General features: G+C 70.5%; 24 protein-coding genes and 1 pseudogene. 16 read left to right on the top strand and 9 right to left on the bottom strand.

What is annotated here, in order from left to right:
- Nucleotides 1-82 precede the first annotated feature (82 nt).
- The 4 genes and pseudogenes from QR78_RS16380 (at nt 83) to QR78_RS16370 (ending at nt 1613) form a co-directional block, all read left to right on the top strand.
- Nucleotides 83-769: an SDR family oxidoreductase gene (locus tag QR78_RS16380; protein ID WP_048428615.1), complete on the top strand. Its 687-nt coding sequence runs from the start codon at nt 83-85 to the stop codon at nt 767-769.
- Nucleotides 770-865: 96 nt separating this feature from the next.
- Nucleotides 866-1024 (top strand): type II toxin-antitoxin system MqsR family toxin, encoded by a 159-nt coding sequence (locus tag QR78_RS36095; RefSeq protein WP_244276554.1) that lies wholly within the window; start codon nt 866-868, stop codon nt 1022-1024.
- A 42-nt stretch (nt 1025-1066) separates the two neighbouring features.
- A pseudogene (locus QR78_RS36090) lies at nt 1067-1180 on the top strand (type II toxin-antitoxin system MqsR family toxin); the annotation flags it as partial.
- Nucleotides 1173-1613: a type II toxin-antitoxin system MqsA family antitoxin gene (locus QR78_RS16370; protein ID WP_048428614.1), complete on the top strand. Its 441-nt coding sequence runs from the start codon at nt 1173-1175 to the stop codon at nt 1611-1613. The pseudogene QR78_RS36090 and the gene QR78_RS16370, both read left to right, overlap by 8 nt.
- 61 nt (nt 1614-1674) lie before the next feature.
- Here the strand turns inward: QR78_RS16370 and QR78_RS16365 are convergent, their stop codons facing one another.
- Complete coding sequence (locus QR78_RS16365) at nt 1675-2301, bottom strand: TetR/AcrR family transcriptional regulator (protein ID WP_048428613.1); 627 nt, start codon at nt 2299-2301, stop codon at nt 1675-1677.
- A 151-nt stretch (nt 2302-2452) separates the two neighbouring features.
- On the opposite strand from QR78_RS16365, the gene QR78_RS16360 reads away from it, so the two are divergent.
- From QR78_RS16360 to QR78_RS16350, 3 genes are all read left to right on the top strand, one after another.
- Nucleotides 2453-3157, top strand: coding sequence for a PspA/IM30 family protein (locus tag QR78_RS16360; RefSeq protein WP_048428612.1), 705 nt, complete (start codon nt 2453-2455; stop codon nt 3155-3157).
- 40 nt (nt 3158-3197) lie between these two features.
- The gene (locus QR78_RS16355) at nt 3198-3470 is read left to right on the top strand and encodes a YiaA/YiaB family inner membrane protein (protein WP_048428611.1); all 273 of its coding nucleotides are present in this window, start codon (nt 3198-3200) and stop codon (nt 3468-3470) included.
- A 143-nt stretch (nt 3471-3613) separates the two neighbouring features.
- Entirely contained in the window at nt 3614-7033 is a 3420-nt protein-coding gene (locus QR78_RS16350) for an acyl-[ACP]--phospholipid O-acyltransferase (protein ID WP_048428610.1), read from the top strand.
- A 32-nt stretch (nt 7034-7065) separates the two neighbouring features.
- Here QR78_RS16350 and QR78_RS16345 read toward each other — a convergent pair whose 3' ends face one another.
- The 3 genes from QR78_RS16345 to QR78_RS36085 all read right to left on the bottom strand — a co-directional run bounded on the left by QR78_RS16345 (nt 7066) and on the right by QR78_RS36085 (nt 9679).
- Nucleotides 7066-7905: a class I SAM-dependent methyltransferase gene (locus QR78_RS16345; protein WP_048428609.1), complete on the bottom strand. Its 840-nt coding sequence runs from the start codon at nt 7903-7905 to the stop codon at nt 7066-7068.
- A gap of 193 nt (nt 7906-8098) precedes the next feature.
- Nucleotides 8099-9388, bottom strand: a complete 1290-nt coding sequence (gene murA, locus QR78_RS16340) for a UDP-N-acetylglucosamine 1-carboxyvinyltransferase (protein WP_048428608.1) — start codon at nt 9386-9388, stop codon at nt 8099-8101.
- A 108-nt stretch (nt 9389-9496) separates the two neighbouring features.
- Entirely contained in the window at nt 9497-9679 is a 183-nt protein-coding gene (locus tag QR78_RS36085; protein WP_048428607.1) for a hypothetical protein, read from the bottom strand.
- 243 nt (nt 9680-9922) lie between these two features.
- On the opposite strand from QR78_RS36085, the gene hemA reads away from it, so the two are divergent.
- From hemA to QR78_RS16315, 4 genes are all read left to right on the top strand, one after another.
- Nucleotides 9923-11206, top strand: a complete 1284-nt coding sequence (gene hemA / locus QR78_RS16330; protein ID WP_048428606.1) for a 5-aminolevulinate synthase — start codon at nt 9923-9925, stop codon at nt 11204-11206.
- Between the two features lie 1029 nt (nt 11207-12235).
- Nucleotides 12236-12892, top strand: a complete 657-nt coding sequence (locus QR78_RS16325) for a TadE/TadG family type IV pilus assembly protein (RefSeq protein ID WP_082172054.1) — start codon at nt 12236-12238, stop codon at nt 12890-12892.
- Nucleotides 12886-13512 (top strand): TadE/TadG family type IV pilus assembly protein, encoded by a 627-nt coding sequence (locus QR78_RS16320; RefSeq protein ID WP_048428604.1) that lies wholly within the window; start codon nt 12886-12888, stop codon nt 13510-13512. The genes QR78_RS16325 and QR78_RS16320 overlap by 7 nt, the downstream gene beginning before the upstream one ends.
- A complete protein-coding gene (locus QR78_RS16315) occupies nt 13496-15190 on the top strand; it encodes a TadE/TadG family type IV pilus assembly protein (RefSeq protein ID WP_082172052.1) in 1695 nt (564 codons plus the stop codon). Before QR78_RS16320 ends, QR78_RS16315 begins: the two co-directional genes overlap by 17 nt.
- A gap of 49 nt (nt 15191-15239) precedes the next feature.
- On the opposite strand, the gene hisG is transcribed toward QR78_RS16315, so the two are convergent.
- From hisG to QR78_RS16300, 3 genes are all read right to left on the bottom strand, one after another.
- The gene (gene hisG, locus QR78_RS16310; protein WP_048428603.1) at nt 15240-16226 is read right to left on the bottom strand and encodes an ATP phosphoribosyltransferase; all 987 of its coding nucleotides are present in this window, start codon (nt 16224-16226) and stop codon (nt 15240-15242) included.
- Nucleotides 16226-17353, bottom strand: a complete 1128-nt coding sequence (locus QR78_RS16305) for an ATP phosphoribosyltransferase regulatory subunit (protein WP_048428602.1) — start codon at nt 17351-17353, stop codon at nt 16226-16228. The genes hisG and QR78_RS16305 overlap by 1 nt, the downstream gene beginning before the upstream one ends.
- 139 nt (nt 17354-17492) lie before the next feature.
- A complete protein-coding gene (locus QR78_RS16300) occupies nt 17493-20366 on the bottom strand; it encodes a phosphoenolpyruvate carboxylase (protein ID WP_082172051.1) in 2874 nt (957 codons plus the stop codon).
- 271 nt (nt 20367-20637) lie between these two features.
- Here QR78_RS16300 and QR78_RS16295 point away from each other — a divergent pair, with 271 nt between their 5' ends.
- The 4 genes from QR78_RS16295 to QR78_RS16280 all read left to right on the top strand — a co-directional run bounded on the left by QR78_RS16295 (nt 20638) and on the right by QR78_RS16280 (nt 22523).
- The gene (locus tag QR78_RS16295; protein ID WP_125901269.1) at nt 20638-20859 is read left to right on the top strand and encodes a hypothetical protein; all 222 of its coding nucleotides are present in this window, start codon (nt 20638-20640) and stop codon (nt 20857-20859) included.
- A gap of 112 nt (nt 20860-20971) precedes the next feature.
- Nucleotides 20972-21331 (top strand): hypothetical protein, encoded by a 360-nt coding sequence (locus tag QR78_RS32000; protein WP_125901267.1) that lies wholly within the window; start codon nt 20972-20974, stop codon nt 21329-21331.
- Entirely contained in the window at nt 21328-22053 is a 726-nt protein-coding gene (locus QR78_RS16285; RefSeq protein ID WP_048428600.1) for a hypothetical protein, read from the top strand. The genes QR78_RS32000 and QR78_RS16285 overlap by 4 nt, the downstream gene beginning before the upstream one ends.
- A gap of 209 nt (nt 22054-22262) precedes the next feature.
- Complete coding sequence (locus QR78_RS16280; protein ID WP_048428599.1) at nt 22263-22523, top strand: hypothetical protein; 261 nt, start codon at nt 22263-22265, stop codon at nt 22521-22523.
- A 113-nt stretch (nt 22524-22636) separates the two neighbouring features.
- Here QR78_RS16280 and QR78_RS16275 read toward each other — a convergent pair whose 3' ends face one another.
- Both QR78_RS16275 and QR78_RS16270 read right to left on the bottom strand, forming a co-directional pair.
- Nucleotides 22637-22912 carry a hypothetical protein gene (locus QR78_RS16275; RefSeq protein WP_048428598.1) on the bottom strand — a complete coding sequence of 92 codons (276 nt, stop codon included), beginning with the start codon at nt 22910-22912 and terminating at the stop codon, nt 22637-22639.
- 7 nt (nt 22913-22919) lie between these two features.
- Nucleotides 22920-23150, bottom strand: coding sequence for a hypothetical protein (locus tag QR78_RS16270; RefSeq protein ID WP_048428597.1), 231 nt, complete (start codon nt 23148-23150; stop codon nt 22920-22922).
- Between the two features lie 374 nt (nt 23151-23524).
- Between QR78_RS16270 and QR78_RS16265 the strand changes: the two genes are divergently transcribed.
- On the top strand, nt 23525-24268 hold the full coding sequence (locus tag QR78_RS16265) for a Crp/Fnr family transcriptional regulator (RefSeq protein ID WP_048428596.1): 744 nt from the start codon (nt 23525-23527) through the stop codon (nt 24266-24268).
- The last annotated feature ends 290 nt before the right edge of the window (nt 24269-24558 follow it).

Genomic DNA, 24558 nt, shown 5'->3' with positions numbered 1-24558 from the left:
CCTCTCCCCTGATCCCTCCCTTGCCACGACGGCAGGGACCCTACTTCTCCCGCGAAAATCGGACCTTTCGCAGGAGACCGCCATGGCCAAGCAGGATCGCAGCGCATTGATCGTCGGGGCGTCCCGGGGCCTGGGACTGGGGCTGACCCGGGCCTTCCTCGCCCGCGGCTGGGCCGTCACCGCCACCGCCCGGGGCGAGGCGCCGGCGCTCGCCGCCCTCACCCCGGTCGCCCCGGCGATCCGGCAGGTCGACATCGACGACGACGCGGCCGTGGCGCGCTTGCGCGACGACCTCGAACCCGAGAGCTTCGACGTGGTGTTCGTGGTGGCGGGCATCGCCGACGGCGCCCACGTGCCGCTGCCGGAGGGCGACCGGGCGACGGCGCTGAAGGTCTACGAGACCAACGCGGTGAGCCCGATCCGCTTCGCCGAGGCCTTCGCCGGCCGGGTCGCCCCCGGCGGCCTGATGGTGCTGATGAGCTCGATCCTCGGCAGCGTCTCGCTCAACGAGGGCGGCACCTGGGAGAGCTACCGGGCGAGCAAGGCCGCCCTCAACACGCTGGCCCGCAGCTTTTCCGCCCGCCACGGCGACGCGCCCTTCGGCACGGTGCTGATGCATCCGGGCTGGGTGCGCACCGACATGGGCGGGCCGGAGGCCGATATCGACGTGGCAACGAGCGCGGACGGGATGGTGACGGTGGTGGAGGGGCGGCTCGGGCAGCGGGGCTGCGCGTACCTGGATTATCGGGGGGAGATGCTTCCTTGGTGACGGTCCCTGGTACGACCCCGCTCGTATCGGGACCGACCAGTCTCGCATGTCGCTCAAACAGACTGTCCATTGCACCATTATGGTGTACGATGGGGCATGTCAGAGAAGCGGAAGCCGACCTACGACCTCGACAGCTTCCAAGCCTGGGCGAAGAGCACCCGCTTCCGTGTAGCGGGATCGGCTGCTCGAACCGCTGCAGAGATTGGTTTCGGCGCAACCGACATGATCGACACCATCCAGACCATAAAGAGATGACACTTCGACAAGTCGGTGACATCGCACTAAAACTCTCGCGAGTGGCAAGACGTCTATCACGTTCCATCCGAAGTTGGTATGCTATATATCAAATTTAGATCTGATACTGTCACGGAGTTTTTATTACTGTCGTTCAAGGAAAAGAACGATGAATGAGACACCAGTCTGCCCTGTGACCGGCGAGCCGATGGTGCGCGATACACGTCCGTTCGTGGTTTCCTACAAGGGCCGCAAGCAGACGGTGTCCTTGCCGGGCTGGTACTGCGACGCCAGTGGCGAGAGCATTCACTCGCGTGACGATCTCAAGGCCACGGATCGCGCCTTGATGGCACTCAAGGCCGAGGCCGAAGGCCTTGCGACGCCAGGAGAAGTCGCACGCGTTCGCAAGAAGCTCGGCCTCTCGCAAGTGAAAGCCAGCGAGGTTCTCGGGGGCGGCCCTCGTTCCTTCCAGAAATACGAAAGCGGCGAGGTCACGCCCAGCCGAGCCATGACGAACCTCCTACGAGTCATGGAGCGTCATCCCGAGGAGATCCACCGGCTCGAAGCCGCCATATCGGTGAGAGGCGGATCGTCCTCACTCGGGGATTAGCATGGTGGCTTGATCGGATTCCCCCTGATCGCGGAGCGGGCTTTCGCCGGACGGATCGTGCTCATCCGCCCTCCGCCAGGCCCCGCCCCAGCGCCCCCACCACGATCTCGATCTGCCCGCGCAGCACCGGCTCGCTCAGCACCATCAGCTTCTCGTCGAGGCCGAGGCTGACGAGGCCGTGGGTGGCCGAGAACAGGGAGCGGGCGAGGAGCGCCCGCTCGCGGTCGCCGAGGCCGGGCCGCAGGACCTGCAGCGGCGTCTCGATGTAGCGGAACAGGCGCACCTGCTCGACGAGGTACCAGTCGGGCAGGGCATGCGTGATCCGGTGCTGGAACAAGGCGCGCCAGCGGGCCGGGTTCTCGGCGGCGAAATGCAGATAGGCCACCGCCAGCCGCACCAGGGTGTCGGCCGCCGCCGCCCGCTCGGCCGGGCTCGCCGCGCCCGTCGGCGGCGGCGCGATCGTCACCGCGGTGATCGCCCGCTCGAACAGGGCGAGGGTGCGCAGGTTCACGGTGAGGATCAGGGCGTCGAGGTCGGGAAACGCCGTGTAGATCGCGCCGAGGGCACAGCCGACCTCCTTCGCGAGATCACGCGCCTTGAGCGCCGCCAGGCCCTCGGCCGCGATGGTGGCCTCCGCGGCGTCGATCAGCGCCGTGCGCAGCCGCTCCCGCCTGTCGTCGTTGCGCATCCTGTCTCCACCTCTCCCCGTGCGTTGTCGCACCTTCGTAACCCGTGCGTCTCCGCACATGCGTGAACGATGTTCAAATTTGCGCTTGAACAACGTTCACGGCTGTGGAAAGGTGCCTTCGTGAACAGCGTTCACGAACCCGGAGCCGACGATGCTCAACCTCTTCTCCACCCTCGTCCGGGGCGCCGCCGCCAGGGCCGCCGAGGACCTCCACGACCAGCACGCCTTCCTGATCCTGGAGCAGCAGCTGCGCGACGCGGCCGCCGCCCTCGACGACAGCCGCCGGGCGCTCGGGCGGGCCATCGCCCAGGAGGCCGTCGACGCCAAGCGGCAGACGGCGCTCTACGCCAGGATGGTCGATCTGGAGGCCAGCGCCGTCGCGGCGCTCGCCGGCGGGCGCGAGGACCTGGCGCGGGAGGCCGCCGAGGCCCTGGCAGAGATGGAGCAGGAGGCGCTCACCCTCGAGACGACCCGGGCGGCCTATGCGGCGGAGGTCGCCGCCCTGCGCCGCGCGGTGCGCAAGGGCACCCACCAGTTCGCCGAGCTGGAGCGCGGCCAGCGCATCGCCCGGGCGACGGAAGCGGTGCGCCGCCTGCGGGCCCGGCGTGGGCAGGGAACGGGGAGCCCGGCGGCGCTCGCCGAGGCGCAGGCCACCCTGCGGCGCCTGCGCGAGGCCCAGGCCGCGGACGCCGCCTCCGACGAGGCCATGGCGATCGTCGACGCGGCGGCGCCCGACTCCCTGTGCGAGCGCCTGGAGGAGGCCGGCTTCACCCCGCGCCCCCGGCCGAGCGCCGGCAGCGTGATGGAGCGCCTGCGCGCCAAGGCGCAGGCCAAGGCCCAGACGAACGTCGCCTGACCGCACCGAACCCGCATTCCCTGTCCGAGGAGACACCGTCATGACCCAGCAGACCACACCGCACACCTCCGCCTGGGTGGCGTTCACCTACGCCTCGTTCATCGGCGCCGCCACCATGGTGGCGGGCGGCATCCTGTTCCTGCCCCTCGACCTCTGGACCAAGGCCTACCTCGCCATGGGCGTGACGATGCTGGTCCAGTCCTGCATCACGATGGTCAAGACCGTGCGCGACGTCCACGAGGGCAAGCGCCTCGTCAACCGCATCGAGGATGCCCGGGCCGAGCGCCTGCTGATGGAGATGGGCAAGGAATAGCCGGTTCCCGCGCGGCGGCCCGACATCGGATCGCCGCAGACCCGGGCAACAAAGCCGATTAGGGTTTACCGGCTAAGCACTCTCCCGCCGCGGCCGGCGCCCGGCCTCCACGCACGACGCAACACCCAGCGAGGACCGCCCCGATGTCAGGATCGCTGATGGCCAGCCGGCGCTTCGCGCCCCTGTTCTGGTGCCAGTTCTTCTCCGCCTTCAACGACAACTTCCTCAAGAATGCCCTCGTGTTCCTGATCATGTTCGGGGCGGGCGGGGTCGGCGGCGGAGCGGATGGCGGCTCGGCAGCCCTGGTGACGCTGGCCGGCGCGGCCTTCATCGCGCCGTTCTTCTTCCTGTCCGGCCTCGGCGGCCAGCTCGCCGACCGCTACGACAAGGCCTACGTCGCCCGCCGCCTCAAGGCGGCGGAGATCCTGGCGGCGGGCGTCGCGGTCCTGGGCTTCTGGCTTTCCTCGGTGCCGATCCTGTTCGTGGCCCTCGTCCTGTTCGGGATCGTCGCGGCCCTGTTCGGGCCGATCAAGTACGGCATCCTGCCCGACCACCTGGCCCGCGCCGAGCTGCCGGCCGGCAACGCGCTCATCGAGGCCGCCACCTTCCTCGCCATCCTCACCGGCACCATCGCGGGCGGGCTCGCGGTCACCCATGGCGGGGCGCACGCCTTCGGCCTCCTGGTGATGGGATTCGCCGGCCTGTGCTGGCTTGCCAGCCTCGCCATCCCGACGACCGGCGAGGCGGCGCCCAACCTCGAGGTCGACCGCAACGTGCTGCGCTCGACGGGCGGCCTGATGCGCGACCTCTACGAGGATACGCGGCTGTGGCGCACCGGGCTCATCACCAGCTGGTTCTGGCTCGTCGGCGCCGTGGTGCTCGCCCTGCTGCCGGCCCTGGTGAAGCGCACCTTCGGCGGCGACGAGACCGTGGTGACGGCGCTTCTCGCCCTGTTCTCGGTCGGCGTGGCGCTCGGCTCCGGCCTCGCCTCCTGGCTCTGCGCCGGCCGGATCGTGATGCTGCCGACGCCGATCGCGGCGCTGATCATGGGCCTCGTCTCCCTCGACCTCGCGCATGTGGCGGCGGCGAGCGTCCCGCCCCCCTCCCCCGTCGGCGCCCTCGACTTCCTGGGCTCCTGGCGCGGCATCCGGATCGCCGTCGACTTCGTGGTGCTGGCCGCCGCCGCCGGCCTGTTCATCGTGCCCTCCTTCGCCGCGCTCCAGGCCTGGACCCCGAAGGAGCGCCGCGCCCGGGTCATCGCCGCCTCGAACGTGCTCGCCGCCGCCTTCATCGTGCTCGGCGCCGTCAGCCTCGCGGTGCTGCAGAAGGCCGGGCTGTCCTCGGCCGGCCAGTTCCTGATCGTCGGCATCGCCAACCTCGTCGCCGGTGTCGCGGTCCTCGCCGTGCTGCCGACGAGCGGCTTTCGCGATTTCCTGTCGATCGTCTTCCGGGCCTTCTACCGGCTCGAGGTGCGCGGCCTCGAGAACATCGAGAAGGCGGGGCCGAACGCCATCATCGCCCTCAACCACGTCAGCTTCCTGGATGCGGGCCTCGCCCTGTCCCTGACCGAGCGCGACCCGACCTTCGCCATCGACCACACCATCGCGCAGAAATGGTGGGTGAAGCCCTTCCTGTGGCTCACCCGGGCGCTGCCGCTCGACCCGACGAAGCCGATGGCGACGCGGACCCTCATCAACGCCGTCAAGGGCGGCGAGACGCTGATCATCTTCCCCGAAGGCCGGCTCACCGTCACCGGCAGCCTGATGAAGGTCTATGACGGCGCCGGCCTCATCGCCGACAAGTCCGGCGTGCCGGTGGTGCCGGTGAAGATCGAGGGGCCGGAGCAGACCGCCTTCTCGCGCCTCTCCCGCGCCCAGATGCGCCGGCGCTGGTGGCCGAAATTCACCGTGACGGTGCTGGAGCCGGTGCGGCTCGACGTCGATGCAGGCCTGAAGGGCAAGGCCCGGCGCCAGGCCGCGGGCGCGGCGCTCTACGGCGTGATGTCGGACCTGATCTTCCGCACCGCGCCCATCGACCGCACGGTGTTCGACGCCGTGGTCGAGGCGGCGGAGCGCGAGGGCGGGGCCCGGGTCGCGGTCGAGGATCCGGTCACCGGCACGCTCACCTATCGCCGCCTGCTGATGGGCGCCCGGGTGCTGGGCGCCAAGCTCGGGCCGCTGGCGCCGCAGGGTCGCGCCATCGGCGTGATGCTGCCGAATGCCAACGCGGCGGCCGTCACCGTGCTTGGCGTGATGTCGGCCGGCCGGGTGCCGGCGATGATCAACTTCACGGCCGGCCCGGCGAACATCTTGAGCGCCTGCAAGGCCGCGGAGGTCGAGACCATCGTCACCTCCCGGGCCTTCGTGCAGAAGGGCCGCCTCGATGCGCTCCTGGAGACGCTGAGCCAGAGCCTGAAAATCGTCTACCTGGAGGACGTGCGGGGCCAGGTCGGCCGGCTCGACAAGCTGCGCGGATTCTTGAGCTGGCGGCAGGCGATCCACCCCCGCAAGCCCGAGGACCCGGCCGCGATCCTGTTCACCTCCGGCAGCGAGGGCACGCCGAAGGGCGTGGTGCTCTCCCACCGCAACATGCTGGCGAACGCCGCCCAGGCCCAGGCGCGGATCGATTTCGGCCGCACCGACAAGGTGTTCAACGTCCTGCCGGTGTTCCACTCCTTCGGGCTCACCGTCGGGCTGGTGCTGCCGCTGGTCTCGGGCGTGCCGGTCTACCTCTACCCCTCGCCGCTGCACTACCGGATCGTGCCCGAGCTGGTCTACGGCTCGAACTCCACCATCCTGTTCGGCACCGACACCTTCCTCGCCGGCTACGCCCGGGTCGCCCACGCCTACGACTTCCGCTCGCTGCGCTACATCCTGGCCGGGGCCGAGCCGGTGAAGCCGGCGACCCGCAAGACCTACGCGGAAAAATTCGGCCTGCGGATCCTGGAGGGCTACGGCGTCACCGAGACGGCGCCGGTGCTGGCGCTGAACACCCCGATGTTCAACCGCTTCGGCACGGTCGGGCGGATCATGCCCGGCATGGAGGCGCGCCTCGAGCCGGTGCCAGGCGTCACGGAAGGCGGGCGGCTGTTCGTGCGCGGCCCCAACGTGATGCTGGGCTATCTCCGCGCCGAGAAGCCGGGCGTGCTGGAAGCGCCGCCCGAGGGCTGGCACGACACCGGCGACATCGTGACGATCGACGCGGACGGCTTCGTCACCATCCGGGGCCGGGCCAAGCGCTTCGCCAAGGTCGGCGGCGAGATGATCTCGCTCGCCGCCGTCGAGGCGGTCGCCGCCGAGCTGTACCCGGACGCGGCCAGCGCCGTCGCGGCTTTGCCCGATGCCCGCAAGGGCGAGCGCCTGGTGCTGGTGACCGAGAAGGCCGACGCGACCCGCGCCGCCTTCCAGGCCCGCGCCCGGGCGAGCGGCCTCAGCGAACTCGCGGTGCCGGCCGAGATCGTGACGGTCGACAAGCTGCCCCAGCTCGGCTCCGGCAAGGTCGACTTCGCCGCCGTGACGCGCCTCGCCGCGGAGCGGACCAAGCCGGCGGAGGTGGCGGCCTGAGGGGCGGGGCGGATCCGATCCGCCCCTTCCGCTCATCCGCGCTTGCGATACACGAACACGTCCTGGTGCGCGTCGAGCTGCATCGGCCGGTACGAGACGAGTTCCAGCTCCGGCGCCGCCTCGGTCACCAGGCGCTCGACGGCGTCCCTGGCGAACCAGGTCAGGCCGTACTCGTCGGTATAGTAGGGATATCGGGCGTAATAGTAGCCGGCCTGCGCCATGGCGGAGAGCACCGCCGGCTTGTCGAGCCAGTACTGCTCGTAGCGCTCCGCCGTCTCGGCCGAGCCCTGGCCGTGGATGGTGAACACCGCGACGCCGCCGGGCTTCAGGGCGCGGCCGACATCGCGCAGGTTCGAGACCACGAAGTCCCGCGGCAGATGGGTGTAGACCGAGAGCAGGTAGATGAGGTCGTAGGCCGCGTCGGGCTTCGCCGCGGCGCGCTCCATCACCGGCACCTGGCTCGCGCCGAACTCCGCCGCCGTGAAGCGGGCGCCCTCGTCGATCACGTCGCAGACCGCAAGGCGGTTGCCGGGCAGCCGGCGCGACAGCTCGCGCACGATGCGGCCGTAGCCGCAGCCGATCTCCAGCGCCCGGCCGACCGAGTCCCAGTCGCGCCCGGCCTCCTTCAGCGCCGTCTCCAGGATGTCGACGAACTGGCGCGCGCCGGTCACGTAGCTCGCCACCCGGTCGGGGGCGGTCGAGGTCAGCATGAAGTCGTTGTAGTGGGCCCGCCCGATGCCGGCGACCGGCCGGGCGCCAAGACGCGAGCCGAGCGCGAAGCGGGCCTTGCGTCCGGCGGCGTAGAGGGCCGGCGAGCGCTTGATGACGTTCAGCATCCCGGGCGGGATCAGCTTGGTCGAGAGGGACGGCACGGGTTCGCTCCGGTTGCACCGCTCCCGCCCGCAATCGACCGAGAGTGGCAGCACGATGCCGGGCCCCGGCCGCCCGGACAACGATTGACGCCGCTCAAGCCTAATAGAGACTTGATCCCGGCGGAGTCATCCGCCGGGACGCCCGATCGGATCCGTTGTTAGGTCCAATCGCCCGTTCGTCCGGATGTGGACGTTAGACCCGCTCGCGCCGGATCTCGGCACCGCAGCGCACGAGCTTGGCCTCCAGCGCCTCGAAGCCGCGATCGAGATGGTAGACCCGGTTGATCTGGGTCTCGCCCTCGGCGGCCAGTCCCGCGATCACGAGAGAGACCGAGGCGCGCAGGTCGGTCGCCATCACGGGCGCCCCCTTGAGGCGCTCGACGCCCTCGACCACCGCGACGTCGCCCTCGAGCCGGATCTTCGCGCCGAGGCGGGCGAGCTCCTGGACGTGCATGAAGCGGTTCTCGAAGATCGTCTCGCGGATGCGCGACTGGCCCTTGGCCTTGGTCATCAGGGCCATGAACTGGGCCTGGAGGTCGGTCGGGAAGCCCGGGAACGGATCGGTGGTGATGTCCACCGCCGCGATGCCGTGGCCGTTGCGGCGCACGCGGATGCCGTGATCGAGCGGCGTGACCTCGGTGCCGGTGGTGGCCAGGATGTCGAGCGCGCTGTGCAGGAGGTCGGCCCGGGTGTTCTCGAGCGTCACGTCGCCGCCGGTCATCGCTACCGCCATGGCGTAGGTGCCGGTCTCGATCCGGTCGGGCAGCACCGCGTGGCGGGCGCCCGAGAGGCGCGAGACGCCCTCGATCTCGATGCGGGGCGTACCGGCGCCCTCGATCCGCGCGCCCATCCGGGTCAGGCAGGCGGCGAGATCGACCACCTCCGGCTCGCGGGCGGCGTTCTCGATCACGGTCGTGCCGTGCGCCAGCACCGCCGCCATCAAGGCGACGTGGGTGCCGCCGACCGTGACCTTCGGGAACTTGATCTCGCCGCCGCGAAGCCCGTTCTTCGTGCGCGCCACCGCGTAGCCGCCGTCGATCTCGATCGTGGCGCCGAGCGTCTCCAGCGCCATCAGCAGGAGATCGACCGGGCGCGTGCCGATGGCGCAGCCGCCCGGCAGCGACACCCGGGCCTCGCCGAAGCGGGCGAGCAGCGGCGCGATCACCCAGAAGCTCGCCCGCATGGTCGAAACGAGGTCGTAGGGCGCCGTGGTGTCGATGACGTTCGAGGCGGTGAGCCGGATGGTCTGGCCGGCCTCGGTGGTCTGGCCCGGGCGCTTGCCCACCACCATGTGGTCGACGCCGTGGTTGCCGAGGATGCGCAGCAGCGAGGCGACGTCGGCGAGCCGGGGCACGTTCGACAGTTCCAGCGTCTCGCCGGTGAGCAGGCTGGCGATCATCAGCGGCAGGGCCGCGTTCTTGGCCCCCGAGATCGGGATGATGCCGTGAAGCGGCTTGCCGCCGACGATGTGAATGCGATCCATGGTGACAACGTCCCTCGCGCCTCTTGCGGCGCGTCCGGCGCGCGAGGCGCGCCCCTGATCCAAAACCCGGTTATTGCACCGCAGCGATGAAACCGCCACGCTTGCGCGTCAACGCCGATCCCCGGCGGTTCGATCCGTCCCCGGCGGGGCCGCCGAATCCTCCGGCTCCGCCTCGGCGGCCTCCCGGCCCCGCGCCTGGGCCTTCCGGCGCTTCAGGTTGTCCCGCAAGGCCGCCTTCAGGCGCTGCTCCCGGGTTCCGTCGCCCGGCCTGCCGTCTTCCCGCCCGCTCATCGCGCGCGACCCTTCGTCGCCATGACCAAATTCCAGCTTCCGTGCCCGTGCGGGAGGCGGCAGAACGCTCCCCCTCGCCCTCGACTTTTTCAAAAGACAAAAGCCGTCGCATTTGAGCGAGATCAAGGCGCGACCAGCGGCGGATCGGCGATCCCGGTCCCTTGCCGCGCGGACGGGCCCCTTCCCGGGGCCTCGCCCGGTCCCGCCCCGGACACCCGTCCGGCCAGACCGCGAAGGACCACGATGCCCGAGACCCGGCCCGAGACCCGCCCCGACACCGCTCAGGGCGCGACCGATTACCAGGCCCTCTTCCGCGGCGCCCTGGAGCGCCTGCACGGCGAGCGCCGCTACCGCGTCTTCGCCGATATCGAGCGCATCAACGGCCGCTTTCCCGCCGCGCAGTGGCGCCGCCCCGACGCCTCCACCCGCGAGATCACCGTGTGGTGCTCGAACGACTATCTCGGCATGGGCCAGCACCCGGCGGTGGTGAGCGCCCTGACCGAGACCGCGCAGCGCTGCGGCGTCGGCGCCGGCGGCACCCGCAACATCGCCGGCAACAACTCGCCGCTCGTCGATCTGGAGCGCGAGCTGGCCGACCTGCACGGCAAGGAGGCGGGCCTCGTCTTCACCTCCGGCTACGTCTCGAACCAGGCCGGCATCTCGACGATCGCCAAGCTGATCCCGAACTGCCTGATCCTGTCGGACGCCTTCAACCACAACTCGATGATCGAGGGCGTGCGGCAATCGGGCTGCGACAAGCAGATCTTTCGCCACAACGACCTCGCCCACCTCGAAGAGCTGCTGATCGCGGCCGGCGACCGGCCGAAGCTGATCGCCTTCGAGAGCGTCTACTCGATGGACGGCGACGTGGCGCCGATCGGCAGGATCTGCGACCTCGCAGACCGTTACGGCGCCATGACCTATCTCGACGAGGTCCACGCGGTCGGACTCTACGGCCCCCGCGGCGCCGGCATCGCCGAGCGCGACCGGGTGATGCACCGGGTCGACGTGATCGAGGGCACGCTCGCCAAGGGCTTCGGCTGCGTCGGCGGCTACATCACCGGCTCGGCGGCGCTGTGCGACGCGGTGCGCAGCCACGCCGCCGGCTTCATCTTCACGACCGCCCTGCCCCCGGCGATCGCGGCGGCCGCCATCGCGTCGATCCGCCATCTCAAGCAGTCCGGCAGCGAGCGCGAGGCGCACCAGCGCCAGGCCGCCCGCACCAAGGCCGCCCTGCTCGATGCCGGCCTGCCGGTGCTCGCCACCGACACGCACATCGTCCCGGTGATGGTCGGCGACGCGGAACTGTGCAAGGCGGCGGCCGACCGGCTGCTCGAGCGCCACGGCATCTACATCCAGCCGATCAACTATCCCACCGTGCCCCGCGGCACCGAGCGCCTGCGCATCACCCCCTCGCCGTTCCACGGCGAGGCGCATATCGCGGCCCTGACGGAAGCCCTGGTGGAGGTGTGGGACGCGCTGAACCTGCCGCGGGCCGGGACGGTATTCGTCGAGGCGGCGGAGTAGGTCGAGCCGGACCGTTCCGGCAGGATCGCGCCGGGGGGACCATCGTCCGCCCGGCCGCCACGCGGGGGTCTCCGTCCGCGCTTGTCGACGATACCGGATCGACGGGCCGATCCGGCAACGACGGCGCGTCGAAGCGCGACGCGCTCAATCAGGCTTCCGCGGGCGCGCGGCCGCTTCGGTCGGCGGGTCTCCCGCCGCCGCGGCGCGTCGGTAGGCCGTCGGGGATGACCCGGCGGCACCGTTCGGGCGAATCCGCACCGCGCGGGATGAACGGCCGGACGCGTCCCATCCACCGACGATCTCGCGACCGGTCATTCCCGATCCCCCCTGGCCCTTCGCAAGCCCGTCGGCCGCCGCTGCAACGAGGGATCCGCGGATGCGTGCGAGTGGCGCACGACCCAGCCTTGCTGGACATGCGGATCCGGGCGCACGGGAAGCGTAGGTGGACAGGCGGCCGAGCCGGGCAGAGGTTTCGTCATCCGCCGCTCGCCCGATCCCGAAAGTAAGGGCGGGCCCACAATGCGATCTTCCATGAAAATTAGACTTTGATTTGAATATTATCCTATCTTCATATCTCATCGCGAGACGTGCATTCCACATATAATTTTTCTCCAATCAAAAATGCGCGCAAACATCATCTTTAATGACGTAACGCCATAAGAGGTATTCAGAGCAATCAAATGTTGTCTGATCGCGCGCCTATTGGAGCAAATCCTGAATATTGTTGCGTCGTCTCCACATCGAACTCAACATAAACGATCGCATACCGGAACCATTCAACCATTCATCCGCCATAATATCGAACTTGAGCGCCGTGTTTCGTACAAACGTTTGGTGTTGGATTGCGCGATCGATTTGTTAATGATTGCAAATTATCGACACGTTTATCGTTTGATTCAGAGTCGCGGCCAATGGTACCCCCACGAGAATTTTGAAGCCGAGTCGAGTCAGACAGACATCGCGGCCTGCCGCGGTGAAGACCGCTTCTCGTCTTCAGGCAGCGTTCGCAACGACGGGCAATTGGTCCGCATGACGCAACACGCGATCACACCACGCTGCGCGGGCCGCCCCTCGGGAGGGGGCCGAACGGGTTCGGCCCGGAGGCGGCTTCGCCACTTCGCGGCGGACGAGCGCGGCAGCGCGGCGGTCGAGTTCGCCCTCGTGGCCCTGCCCTTCCTCGGTCTCGTCGGGGCGATCATCCAGGTCGCGTTCCAGATCTGGGCGGCCCAGAACTTCGATCGCTCGGTCCAGAACGGCGTCAGGACGGTCCTGACCGGCGAGTTCCAGCTCGCCAATGCGGGGAAGACCGACGCGGCGACGCTGCTTTCCAATCTCAGGGCGCAGGTCTGCGGATCGGCGTCGGCCAACGTCGTGACGGTCTTCGACTGCCGCAAGGTGCGGATCGAGGTGGCGACGGCGAGCGCCTTCGCGAATGCCACGCCGGTCCAGCCGCTCGATACCGGCGCCGGCACCTGGAGCACCAGCTTCGGCACCAACTACGCCTGCGCCAAGCCCGGCACCATCATCGTCGTCACGGCGGCCGTCCCGATCCCGACCTTCTTCAACCTGCTCGGGCTGGCCACCCGGCAATTCACCAGCGGCGACGACAACGGAGCGAGCTTGCTGACCTCCACGGCCGTGCTCCGCACCGAGCCGTATCAGGTGACCGGGGCGGGCGCGTGCTGAGACCCACCTTCCTGCGCGACCGGCGCGGCACCGCCACGCTGGAATTCGCCCTGCTGCTGCCCCTGATGCTGGCCCTGCTCGCCGGCATGTCGGAATTCTCCCGCGCCTTCGACAACTGGCGCAAGCTCACGCTGCTCGCCCGGACGGTCGCCGACCTCGTGTCGCAGGGCGATGCGCAGAACCCGTTCAGCGCGAGCGCGATGGCCGACATCCTCGCCGTCGCCCCGCGGGTGCTGCGCCCGTTCGACGCCTCCGGCGTGCAGATCGCCGTGAGCGCCCTGGGCGTCGACACCACCAAGCTTCAGAACGGGCCGCAGGTCTGCTCGGCCGCGGCGTCCGGGACCACGGCGCGCGCGCTCGGGCCCGCCAAGGACCTCGCGGTGCCGCCCGGCTACCAGACCCAGGGCATGCGCTACGTCCTCGTCGAGGTGAAGGGCACCTACGCTCCGATGATCGGCGGCGCCCTGGTCAAGCTCGTCAGCGGCGTCAGCAGCGAGATCACGCTCTCCGCCAGCGTCCCTTGGCCGGTTCGAGGCGGCCAGACCTATGGCACGAACACCTTCACGGAGGTCATCCTGCCCGGCTCGAACCCGAAGGCCTGCGATGGCTCCGCGCCCTGACCCGGCGGCGCGGCGGCGCGCCGGGCACCCCGCACGCCGCTTTGCCGGCGATCGCGGGGGCAACATCACGATCCTGTTCGCCTTCCTCCTGCTGCCGATGCTGATCTTCGGCGGCGCGGCGGTCGATTACGGCGCGGCGATGCGGATGGAGACCAAGCTGCAGGCCGCGACCGACGCGACCTCGCTCCTCCTGTGCCAGACGCCGCTGAGCACGACGAATGCCGATCTCGACGCCCTCGCCCGCACGACCCTGACCGGGCAGATGGGGGCGGACGGCCTCGTGGTCGAGCCGCTCGCGATCACCAGCAACCCGCGCCAGATCACGCTGACGGCCCGCAAGCTCTCGACCCTCTTCTTCGGCCGGATCACCGGCACGCGGAGCATCAACCCGGTCGCCCGGGCGCAATGCGCTACGCCGATACCGCGCACCTTCGAGATCGCCCTCGTCCTCGACAATACCGGCTCGATGAACAGCTCCGGCAACGACGGCGTCTCGAAGATCTCGTCGCTCCGCTCGGCCGCCCGGAAATTCGTCACCTACGTGCTCAACAACAAGAGCTTCTCCACGAACACCAAGATCGCGATCGTCCCGTTCTCCTCAGCGGTCGCGGTCGATGCCGCCGCGTACCGGAATGCCGCCTGGGTCGATACGAAGGGCAAGTCGCCCTATCACTGGACGAACTTCTCGGGGACCGCCGACGCCGGGTTCAAGAGCCGGTTCGACCTGTTCGCGAAGCTGCAGGGCGTGGTGCCGAGCTGGGCGTGGGCCGGCTGCTTCGAGTCGCTGCCCTACCCGCAGAACGTGAGCGACATGGCGACGAACGGCGACGCCTCGCTCTACATGCCCTACATCGCGCCGGACGAGGGCGGCGCGGGAACGCAGGCCGGCTACCTGGCGTATTCGTTCGGCAGCTACAGCCTCAACAGCTACATCGACGACGACGACGGGACGACCAGCGGAACCTGCGCCAAGCTGACGAGCAGCGACACCTACGCCACGGCGCAGCGCCGCGCCTGCAAGTACCAGTCTCCCCGCAACGCGCGGAGCGGCACGATCAGCGACGGGGTGGCGCTCGGGCCGAATTTCGGCTGCAGCACGCAGCCGCTGCAGCGGCTGACGCGCGACAGCAGCGTTCTTACGGGCATCATCGACAACATGGTCGCCGGCGGCAGCACCAACATCCACGAGGGGCTGATGTGGGGCTGGCGCACCATCTCGCCTAAGAGTGTCTTCGCCGACGGCGCCGCCTACAACAATCAGGCAGTCAGCAAGATCATCGTGCTGATGACCGACGGCGCGAACACGTGGACGGACAACCCCTATTCCTACAACAAATCGCTGATCTCCTCGAACGGGTACTTCATCAACGGGGATGGCAGCGATCCCGATCTTCACTTCCCGACGTCCTACCAGAACGTGTCGAGCGGGACGCAGGCGCGCAACGCCCTCGACGAGCTGACGCGGCAGGGCTGCGCGAATGCCAGGACGGCCAGCGTGACGATCTACACGATCGGCTTCAGCGTCTCGTCGGATCCGATCGACGCGCAGGGCGTCGGCCTGCTCAAGGACTGCGCCGGCTCGGCGAGCCAGTACTTCCAGGCCAACGATGCAGGCAGCCTCATCGGCGCCTTCAACGCCATCGCGGCGAGCATCGGCAAGCTGCGGCTGACGCGGTAGCGCCGCCGATCGGCGGCGGGAGGATCTACCTTCCGCCGCGCGCGGGGCGTCACAGCCGCCCGAGCAGCCGCTCAACCAGCGGGTTCTCCGCCGCGAAGGCGTAGTCGATCCGGCGCACGCTCACCGCCTGGGCGCCGGCCTGGACGAGCGCGTCGGCGAGGCCGAACACCGCGTCCGCCGGGCAGCGCAGGACGATCTCGCCCCGCCCCTCCGGCGCGCCGTAGGGCAGTTCGGCCTCGTGCAGGGCCGCCAAGCCCGCGAGGTCGATCTCGCCCGAGGCCGGCATCCCGGCCCGGACCTCCCGGGTGGTGCGGGCCCGCTCCTCGGCGCTGATCCGGCCGAGCACCGCCTGCACGGCGCGGCGCGGGGTCTCGCTCCAGGAGGCGGCGAGCGAGGCGACGAGGTTCGCCTCCGAGCGCAGGATCACCCCGTCGTCGAGGATTTTTAGCGCGTTGGCGGCCAGCGTCGCGCCGGTCGTCGTGATGTCGACGATGATCTCGGCACTGCCGGAGGCCGGCGCGCCTTCCGTGGCGCCCAGGCTCTCGACGATGCGGTAATCGGCGACGCCGTGATCGGCGAAGAAGCGGCGGGTCAGGTTGACGTATTTGGTGGCGATGCGCAGGCGCTTGCCGTGCCGCACCCGCATATCGCTCGCCACCTCGTCGAGGTCGCTCATCGAGCGCACGTCGATCCAGGCCTGCGGCACCGCCACCACCACGGTGGCCTGGCCGAAGCCGAGCGGCGTCAGCAGCTCGACCTGCCCGGCGGCATCCGGCAGGGTCTCGCGGATCAGGTCCTCGCCGGTGATGCCGAGATGGGCCGCGCCGCTGGCGAGCTGGCCGGCGATCTCGGAGGCCGACAGGAAGCGGACCTCGACCCCGTCCACGCCCTTCAGGCGGCCGCGATAGTCGCGGGCGCCGCTGGTCTGGGCGAGCGTCAGGCCGGCGCGGCCGAAGAAGGCGGCGGCGTTCTCCTGCAGGCGGCCCTTCGAGGGCACCGCGAGAACCAGGGGGCCATCCATCGTCGCGTCGCTCATCAGCGCTCGCCTCCCAGGCGTTCGAGCCAGAACGAGCAGCCCACGGCCGGCAGGGCGTCCCGGCTGCCGAGATGCTGGAGCAGGCCGTCATAGCGCCCGCCGCCGACCACGGGCTTCTCGCCGTCCTGCCCGACCTCGAAGATGAAGCCGGTATAATAGTCGAGGTTGCGGGCGAAGCTGCCGGTGAACACGAAGCGCTCGAGCGGCAGGCCGCGGGCGGCGATGAAGCCGTTGCGCTCCTCGAACAGGGCGAGCGCCGCCTCGAGCCGGGGATCGTCGAGACCGGCCCGGCGGGCGAGGTCGCGGGCGGCCGACGCCGCCGCATCGGGATCGCCGGTGAGGGCCAGATAGGCGTCGAGCACCTCGCGGGCGCGGGCGCCCAGGCCGACGCCGCCCTCGGCATGGGCCGCCGCCTTGGCGAGGAAGCGTTCGGCGATCTCGCCGGCGGTGCGGCCCCCGACCCGGCTGATCCCCGCGATGGCGAGCACGTCCTCCACGAAGGCGCGCACCCCTTGCGGGTCCTGGCCCTGGATGGCCGAGAGCAGGCCGGCATGGGCCGCATCGACCGCGACGGGCGCCGCGATCGCGTCGAGGGAGCGGCCGGCGGCCACCGCCCGCAGCGTCCGGCGCTTGGCCGCCGGCTGCACGTTCAGGGCGTCGAGGAGCGCGGTGATGAGCCCCATGTCGCCGAGGCGCACCTGGCCATCGCCGCGCCCGAGGCGGTCGAGCCCGTCGAGGGCGAGGCCCAGGATCTCGGCATCGGCCGCCGGCACGTCGGTCCGGCCGATCGACTCGATGCCGGCCTGGTGGAACTCGTCGGGCTCGGCCGCCCGCAGGCGGAAGACGGGGCCGAGATAGCTGTAATCGGCCGCCTGCCCGTCGGCGACGGCGCGGTGGTGGCGCCCGACGGGAATCGTGTATTCGGGCCTGAGGCAGAGTTCCGCCCCGGCGCCGTCCTGGGTGATGAAGATGCGCCGCCGGATGTCCTCGCCGGACAGCTCCAGGAAGGGCTCGACCGGCTGCAGCACCGGCGGCTCGACCCGCGCGTAGCCCCGGTCCTCGAACAGCGCCAGAAGCGCCTCGTGCGCCGCCGCCGGCCGGGGGGCCGCGGCTCCGTTACCCGTCATTGGTCACAACATCCAACTCTCTTGGACGGCCCTGTAGCAGCACCAGCCGGGCTTGGCGACCGGGCGGGATGCGCGGCTCTCTGCGGAGGGTCCGCGCATCCGCGACGCCACCCGACGCGGCGGGCGACGACCGCGAGGCTCAGCCGAACGCCCCCACCTCGTGCTGGATCATGCCGCTGATCTCGCGCACGAGGCCGAACAGGCGGCGGATCGGGGTGAACAGGGTGCGGTGCTCGGCCTCGTAGGTGCCCACGCCCCGGGGGCCCGCCGGCTCGCCGAAATTGAGGCCGAGCGTCGGGTCCGGCGTGACCGGGAAGATGTCGTCGAGGAGCTTGAGGCAGCCCTCGACGTCGAGGCGCAGGATGCGCTCGATCAGGGCCTCGCGGGTGATGCCGTTCTGCGGCCGGAAGCCCGGGATGTGCACCGCCAGGAACCAGATCCGGTGGATCAGGGCGAGGCGCAGGGCATGCAGGAGCGCGAGCCGCGGCGTCATCGCGGGGAGATCGGGCGCCACGGAGTGCAGCATCAGGTGGTCCTGCGTCAGCCGGCCGAACAGGCGGCGCAGGTGCGGGGCGAGGTTGAGCCGGTCGAGGGCGGCGGCGACCGCCACGATCTCTTCCCGCCGCCCGTCCCGGGTGGCCCGGCGTGCCCGCTCGAGCCAGACCGAGGGGTCGAGGGTGTCGATATAGGCGCGCAGCACGTCGAGGTCGCCGACGGCGGTCGCCTCCTGCACCAGCCGGAAGGCGCGGGCGAAGCGCTCGGAGCGCTCGCGCATCTCGACGAACAGGTCGGGCGCGCGCCCTGCCGCCCGCCCGACCCCGTGCAGGGAATTGGCCAGGAAGCCGAGCTGCTGCAGGATCGCGTTGTTGGGGATCGCCCGCATCTGGCGCGGATGGGTGATGGCGACGGGACCGCCGGCATCCGATTGCCGCGCCACCGGGCGCGAGCCGGTGCGGTCGATCAGGTTCGGCCCGAAGGTGCCGAGCAAAGCCGCGTAGCCCGGATCGTTAACGAGCGTCTCCATGTCCTGGCGCACGCCGGTGAAGAACTCGGTGGCGAAATCGCCTTCCGCGTAGATCGGGTCGGGGGCGGGCTGGAGCCGGCTGTAGATGTGCTCGCCGATGCGCGCCACCGTCGCCTCGGCCAGGGTCTTCGTGCCGAACATCAGGTAGCCGTCGCTGCCCTGGAAGCTCGATTCGAGGCTGGTGCGGATCCCCGCCTCGCGGTTGCGCCGCCGCGCATGGTCCGGGGCGAGGTAGGCGAGGCGATCGGACAGGCTCGTCGGGTGGGCGCCCCGGCCGATCGACTCGCCGTGGGTGTCGAAGATCACGAGTTCGATGTCGGTGAGGTCGTGCGCCGCCATCAACTCGGTGATGCGGAAGCGCAGCCGCTCGATCCAGAAGGTCGCGGCGAGCTGGCCGACATAGCGCCCCGAATCCGAGTAGCCGAACTGCACCACCAGGCGCCCGGTGCGCTTGAGATAGGCGCGCCAATGGGGTGAGCGGAGCGCGTCCTCGATGACGTGGACGCCCTGTTCCAGCGCCGAGGCCGTCTCGAAGAGCGGCGTGATCTCGACCCGGTCGCCGATGCCGAAATGCTGGGCGAGCCAGAGCGCGGCGAGCAGGGTGTAGCCGGTCTCGGTCTCGGCGATCAGGAAGCGGACCGGGTGGGTGCCGTCGACATGCTTGAGGATCTGGGCGATCGTCATCATCAGCCGGGCAGCCGAGGCCCGCTCGGCGGCGAGCGCGCCGAAATCGACCGGCACCGCCGCGACCGCGTCGAGGAGCGCGTTGATCGAGGCGAGGTGCGAGCGGCGCTGGGCCGGATCGGTCGGGTCGCCGTCCCGGTCGAGCTCGCGGCGCACCGCGTTGTGGACCTGGCTGGCGTTGAGCCGGAAATGCGGCAGGCCGTTCTGCAGCCCGTGCGCGGCGACGCCGGCCCGCAAGACGCAGAGCTTCAGCCGCGCCTCGTCGTCGGAGACCTGCGCCACCGCCCGGTCGAGGAGGGCGAGGAGCGGGCCCGCTTCGGTCTGGGCCCGGTCGCGCTCGATGATGAGAGCCAGCGCGAAGCGGTGCACCGCCTCGAGGCTCGGCTGCTCGCCGAGCTTCGGCGCCACCGCGAGCTGGCGCAGCACGGCGGCCTTCGCCTCCTCGGCGAGGCGCCGGGCGGGCTCCGAGGCGGGAGCGTCGGGCAGCTGGGCCAGCACCCGGTCGAACTGGGTGCGCTTCGATTCGAGCCGGTAGCGCAGGGTGTCCCACCAGCCGATATCGGTGCGCCCGTCGGTGTCGCAGCCGACCCAGGAGGCGATGACGACGGGCTTGGGGACGAGCTCGCTCCAGCGATCGGGCCAGCGCTCGCGGGCGGCCCGCAGCAGCGCCTCGTTCAACCCGTCGAGGGCGGTCCGGCCGTGCTGGACGGCGTGCCGGGCCTGGTCGAACTCGTCGTTGAGGGTGATGACCGGGTCGGCCCGGGCCGAGAGCGCGGCCGCCGCCGCGATCGGGGCGTGCCGCGCCGCCGGGTCGGGCTCGGAGGCGGCCTCGGCCAGGAGCTTCGCCACCGCCTTCGGCATCCCGAAGGTCGGGTGGGCGGTGAACACGGCGGCGAAGCGCGTGCGCTCGACGCGGGTGCGGGCGGTCTCGAACGCCATCTCCGGATCGCCCAGAGCCGCCTCGGCGACGGCCTCGATCGCGGCGGAGGAATCCGGCTCCGACCCGAGGCCGAGATAGGCCCGCAGCCGCGCCGCCCGCGCCTCCAGCGCCTCGGCGCGCAACCGCACGAACAGGCCGGCGAGATCGTCCTCGCCGATCTCGCCCCGGTCGAAGCGGCGGCTGATCGCCAGAGCCACGGTCAGGACGGGGTTGCGGAACGGATCCTGGCTCGCCTGGTGGCGGGCCTCCTCGACCAGCCCGAGCAGGTCGGCTTCGAGCGCGTCGGCACCCCGAGCGTCACTGCGGGGTGCGTCGGCCTCCCGGGCATCGAGACCGTGGGTGTCGGAGCGTTGGGGCCTGTCCATCGGGTCGCTTCGTCCTGTGGCCGGATCGCCGTCCGGATCGCGCGGCGCGCGGGCTCGCGCCTGCCGGCGGCGACGCAAGGAGCGTTCCGCATTCCCGTCACGCTCTACCGCGGGATCCCGCGGGTTGCGAGTGCCGGCGGACGTTGCGTCACCGGACAAGGGGCTGCTGCGCGCCTGTCGCACCTGCGGCGACCCGGACAATGGTTAAGGTTTGGTTGAACGGCCATCATGGGTGTCTCGCAGACGCCGATTCGCGGAAGGACCCGCCATGATGTCGATCGGATCAGCCCTGACGGCGGCCACCACCCTGGTCGGATACGCTCTGCCCGCCGGTCCGATCGGCGAGCGCCCGCAGGCGCCGGTCCTCCACGGGGAGCGCGGCCAGGAACTCGCCGGCACCGCGTCCGCCGAGGGCGCGCTGTTCGAAGCCGTCGAGGCGGGCCTGCGCGAGGCGGGCTACCTGCAGGGTATCGCGGCGGCCCTGGCGAGCTGAAGGGGCGGGACCCGCCCGGCGGAGCCCCCGCGCGCCGCAGGCCGGCCCGGCGCCGAGCGACCGGACAGGCCGCCGGAAATGCTCTAAGGCTGGCATCACGATGGAGATGATCGTGATTCTGGCTGCCGTGGCGGCCCTGGTATTCGCCGGAGTGATGCTCGCGTTCGGGCAGCGCCGCGGCCGTCCGCCCCTGCGGCTCCCGCACGAGCAGGAGCTGGAGGACCGGGGCGACGAGCTGTTTCGCGATTTCGACCAGGACCTCGCCGGGGTGTTCGAGCAGACGGCCCATCAGCCGGGGGCACCGCGCGCCTACGAGCGGCTGGAGGCACCCCGTCCCCGGCTCCAGGGCCCGAGGACCATCGACCACGATCCGGCCGAGCCCGGCCTGCCCGAGCCGGAACCCCACGGGTCCGGTCCGGACGAGCGCGGGCCCCACCCCTACCCGTTCAAGCGTGACGGAGAATCCCGGTGACGCGTGCCGCCGTGACGGCCGTTCTTCTGGCCGCCCTGTCGGCCGGCCTCTCCGCGAGCCCCGGCCGCGCCGCCGCCGAGGACGCGGTCCCGGTCTGCCCGGCCCCGCAGGCGCCGGAATTCGCCGGCGGGAAAGGGTTTCGCCTCTGGGTCACCCGGCAGGGGACCATGACCTGGAACAACCCGTTGCGCCCGCTCTCGCCGGAGTCGTTGCAGGTCCTGCAGGTGGTGATCCGCAACAAGCTCGCCACCGCCTATGGACCCGACCTGTCGGGCCTGCGCCGCGGCCCGTCCCCGGCGGCCCTGGAGGCGCAGAACGGCGCTCCGATCCGGTGGTCCGAGGCGATGGAGGGCTTGCCGCCGACCCTGCGCATCCTGTCGGAGGATGACGGCCAGGTCCTGGCCGAGCTGGCCTTCAAGGCCTGCGGCGATCCCCCGAAGGTCGCGGTGCCCAAGCCCGCACCCGTTGCCCGCGGCACCGCGAAGGGCCAGAAGGCCGCGGCGAAGGGCGGGGCGGCCAAGGGCGAGACGACCAGGCCCGAGACGACCAGGCCCGAGACGGCTGCGGCGGAGGGAGCGGCGGGTGATTCGTCGACGGATGCCAAGGAGGCCCCCAAGCCTGCGCCCCGCGCGCCCCGTCCGCGGCGCGAGAAGGCCGCGGCACCGGAATCCCCGGCCCGGACGCCCGGCGGGCTGATGCTGCCGCAGGGCGCGATTCCCTGAGCAGATTTCGCCGAAGTGGTGACCGGTTCGGCGCCGAAAATCTGCGGCAAAACAAGAACCTAAGCGGGCGAAGCGTTGGCCTGCCAACGCAAGTCTGCTTAGTGCGCCGTCCGGGCGGCGAACGCCGCGGCCTTTGCCGCGTTCGCTCGCCGGACGGCTTCCCCGCACATCCCGCCCCTCATCACGTCCTGACCCGGAGACGCTTCGCGATGTACGATTCCTGGCTGCGCCTCGGCCTCGACACCGTCCGCCTCGGCCTGGAGGCCCAGACGGTCGTCGCCCTGCGGCTGGCCAAGCTCTCGCTCGGCGGCAGCGCGGCCCAGGCCGAGGCGGAGCGGATGGTGATCGAGAAGATGGAGGCCGCCGCGGAGGCGGCGATCACGCTGGCCGCGGGCGGCTCGCCCGAGCGGGTCGTGCGCGACTACCGCCGGAAGGTGCGGGCCAACGCCCACCGCCTCAGCCGCGGCTGAGACGGCATCGCCCGTCCGAGTAGGCCCGGGGACGCCTCCGGGCCCCCACCCACCCGGATGGCCCGCCGGCTTCGACCGCTCAGTTGCGTAGACGACTTACTTGCGCAGACGGCTCACTTGCGGGCGGCCATCATGTCGTGGGTCAGCACCGTCAGCTTGCCGATCAGGCTGGTGATGTCGCCGTGGGTGCACGACCATTGCGTGCCGACCGCCCCGCCGTCGGAGGAGACCGAGACCACGGCGACGGAGCGCAGCTTGCCCTCGCGGGCGAGGCGCAGCTGCTCCTGCAGCACCTCGATCATCGAGGCGGTGTTCTCGTCGACGGGGCTCGCGGCCACGGCCTGCGGGAAGGCGACGATGCGGTTGGTGTCGGCGGCGATTTCGCTCATGGGACTCTTACGAACGCTTGAAGGAATCGGAGGTCCGGGCGCGGTGCCCGGCCGCGGCGCGGTCGAGCCGCCCCAGGAGGGCGGACAGGTCGGCCGGCAGCGCCTCGTCGAGGCAGCCGTCGAACGCCGCGTGCAGGCCCGGCGCCAGGACGGCCGCGAGGGGACCCGCGCCGTCCGTCGACCGGAGGGCCGGCGGCGGCAGGATGGCGGGGATCGGCCCGCCGGAACGATCGTGCATCGTCCGTGACATCATCGCAGCCTCGCCTTGCAGGACCAGCCCTCGCCGCCAAAACTGCCCATCTGCGCCCGGATCACAATCCCTGCTCTGTGGCCGAGCTTCCACTTCGGAAACCGATGTGGTGGCACCGCAACACTTGGTTTCATCCTCCGCCCCGGGTCCGGAAGTCCCGCATCGCCGTCCGTTCGCGCATGGCAGCGCGGCTCCGGTGGCCCCTCCGCGTTACGGACGATGTCCGTCGCGGGCCAATTTGTATTGGCCCAACGATCGGATTTTTTTGAGTTTTTATCGATCGGGGACCCCGATTAACTTTTGTTATTAAATTTAAATTCACAAATATGTTATGATAAAATCAGGTGTTACGGTGGGGTGCTTTGGCCGATTTCCTGATCCGCAAGCTCGAGAATTTCTCGAGACTGTCCACCGAGGACAGGCACGCGCTCGATCAGGCGTCGCGCCAGCGCATGCGCCAGATCCGCCCACGGGACGACATCGTGCGCGAGGGCGACCTGCCGCCGGGGGTGACCCTGATCCTCGACGGCTGGGCCTGCCGCTACAAGACCCTGGAGGACGGGCGCCGCCAGATCATCGCCTACCTGCTGCCCGGCGACCTGTGCGACCACGGCGTTCCGATCCTGCGCGAGATGGACCACTCGATCGGAAGCCTCACCGCCGTCACTCTGGCGGAGATCCCGCCCGAGACCGTCCGCCAGCTCACCGCCGACCACGCCCGGCTGGCGCAGGCCCTGACCTGGGAATCCCTGGTAGCGGCGGCGATCCAGCGGGAATGGACGGTCAATATCGGCCAGCGCACCGCCTTCGAGCGCCTCGGCCACCTGTTCTGCGAGCTCTACCTGCGCTTGCAGGCGGTCGGACTCACCCGGGGCACGACCTGCGAGGTGCCCCTGACCCAGGCCGAGATCGCCGACACGATCGGGCTCTCGGTGGTCCACGTGAACCGCACCTTGCAGGAATTGCGCAGCATCGGGCTGATCGCGCTGCGCGGCCGCGAACTCACGCTTCCACGGCTGGAGGCGCTACAGCGGGCGGTGCAGTTCAATCCCAACTACCTGCATCTCGACCACGAGGGCCGCCACCTCGACGCCAACGAGACCTGAGGTCGGTCCCCGAAACCGATGTGGATCCTGCAACCCGGGGTCGTCGCCGGCGCGGATTGACGCCCGCCGGGCCGGTGGGCGACAGACGGGGCGTCCGCGCAGACGCGTCGCCACGGCTCCCGCTCCCAAGGCTCCCGCTCCCAGGGCTCCTGCTCCCATGTCCCACGGGCCCGCTGCCCCGATCCCCGCCGGGCCGGTGGGCGTCAATCCGCGCCGGCGACGACCCCGGGTTGCAGGATCCACATCGGTTTCGGGGACCGACCTCAGGTCTCGTTGGCGTCGAGGTGGCG

The sequence above is a fragment of the Methylobacterium indicum genome, assembly GCF_001043895.1.
In the GTDB taxonomy this organism is placed as follows: Bacteria; Pseudomonadota; Alphaproteobacteria; order Rhizobiales; family Beijerinckiaceae; genus Methylobacterium; species Methylobacterium indicum.
This window is presented reverse-complemented; position numbering and strand designations above follow the sequence as displayed.

Coding starts and splice junctions, on each gene's coding strand:
- QR78_RS16380 (WP_048428615.1), top strand. CDS start 83: ATGGCCAAGCAGGATCGCAGCGCATTGATCGTCGGGGCGTCCCGGGGC.
- QR78_RS36095 (WP_244276554.1), top strand. CDS start 866: ATGTCAGAGAAGCGGAAGCCGACCTACGACCTCGACAGCTTCCAAGCC.
- QR78_RS16370 (WP_048428614.1), top strand. CDS start 1,173: ATGAATGAGACACCAGTCTGCCCTGTGACCGGCGAGCCGATGGTGCGC.
- QR78_RS16365 (WP_048428613.1), bottom strand. CDS start 2,301: ATGCGCAACGACGACAGGCGGGAGCGGCTGCGCACGGCGCTGATCGAC.
- QR78_RS16360 (WP_048428612.1), top strand. CDS start 2,453: ATGCTCAACCTCTTCTCCACCCTCGTCCGGGGCGCCGCCGCCAGGGCC.
- QR78_RS16355 (WP_048428611.1), top strand. CDS start 3,198: ATGACCCAGCAGACCACACCGCACACCTCCGCCTGGGTGGCGTTCACC.
- QR78_RS16350 (WP_048428610.1), top strand. CDS start 3,614: ATGTCAGGATCGCTGATGGCCAGCCGGCGCTTCGCGCCCCTGTTCTGG.
- murA (WP_048428608.1), bottom strand. CDS start 9,388: ATGGATCGCATTCACATCGTCGGCGGCAAGCCGCTTCACGGCATCATC.
- QR78_RS36085 (WP_048428607.1), bottom strand. CDS start 9,679: ATGAGCGGGCGGGAAGACGGCAGGCCGGGCGACGGAACCCGGGAGCAG.
- hemA (WP_048428606.1), top strand. CDS start 9,923: ATGCCCGAGACCCGGCCCGAGACCCGCCCCGACACCGCTCAGGGCGCG.
- QR78_RS16325 (WP_082172054.1), top strand. CDS start 12,236: ATGACGCAACACGCGATCACACCACGCTGCGCGGGCCGCCCCTCGGGA.
- QR78_RS16315 (WP_082172052.1), top strand. CDS start 13,496: ATGGCTCCGCGCCCTGACCCGGCGGCGCGGCGGCGCGCCGGGCACCCC.
- hisG (WP_048428603.1), bottom strand. CDS start 16,226: ATGAGCGACGCGACGATGGATGGCCCCCTGGTTCTCGCGGTGCCCTCG.
- QR78_RS16305 (WP_048428602.1), bottom strand. CDS start 17,353: ATGACGGGTAACGGAGCCGCGGCCCCCCGGCCGGCGGCGGCGCACGAG.
- QR78_RS16300 (WP_082172051.1), bottom strand. CDS start 20,366: ATGGACAGGCCCCAACGCTCCGACACCCACGGTCTCGATGCCCGGGAG.
- QR78_RS16295 (WP_125901269.1), top strand. CDS start 20,638: ATGTCGATCGGATCAGCCCTGACGGCGGCCACCACCCTGGTCGGATAC.
- QR78_RS16280 (WP_048428599.1), top strand. CDS start 22,263: ATGTACGATTCCTGGCTGCGCCTCGGCCTCGACACCGTCCGCCTCGGC.
- QR78_RS16275 (WP_048428598.1), bottom strand. CDS start 22,912: ATGAGCGAAATCGCCGCCGACACCAACCGCATCGTCGCCTTCCCGCAG.
- QR78_RS16270 (WP_048428597.1), bottom strand. CDS start 23,150: ATGCACGATCGTTCCGGCGGGCCGATCCCCGCCATCCTGCCGCCGCCG.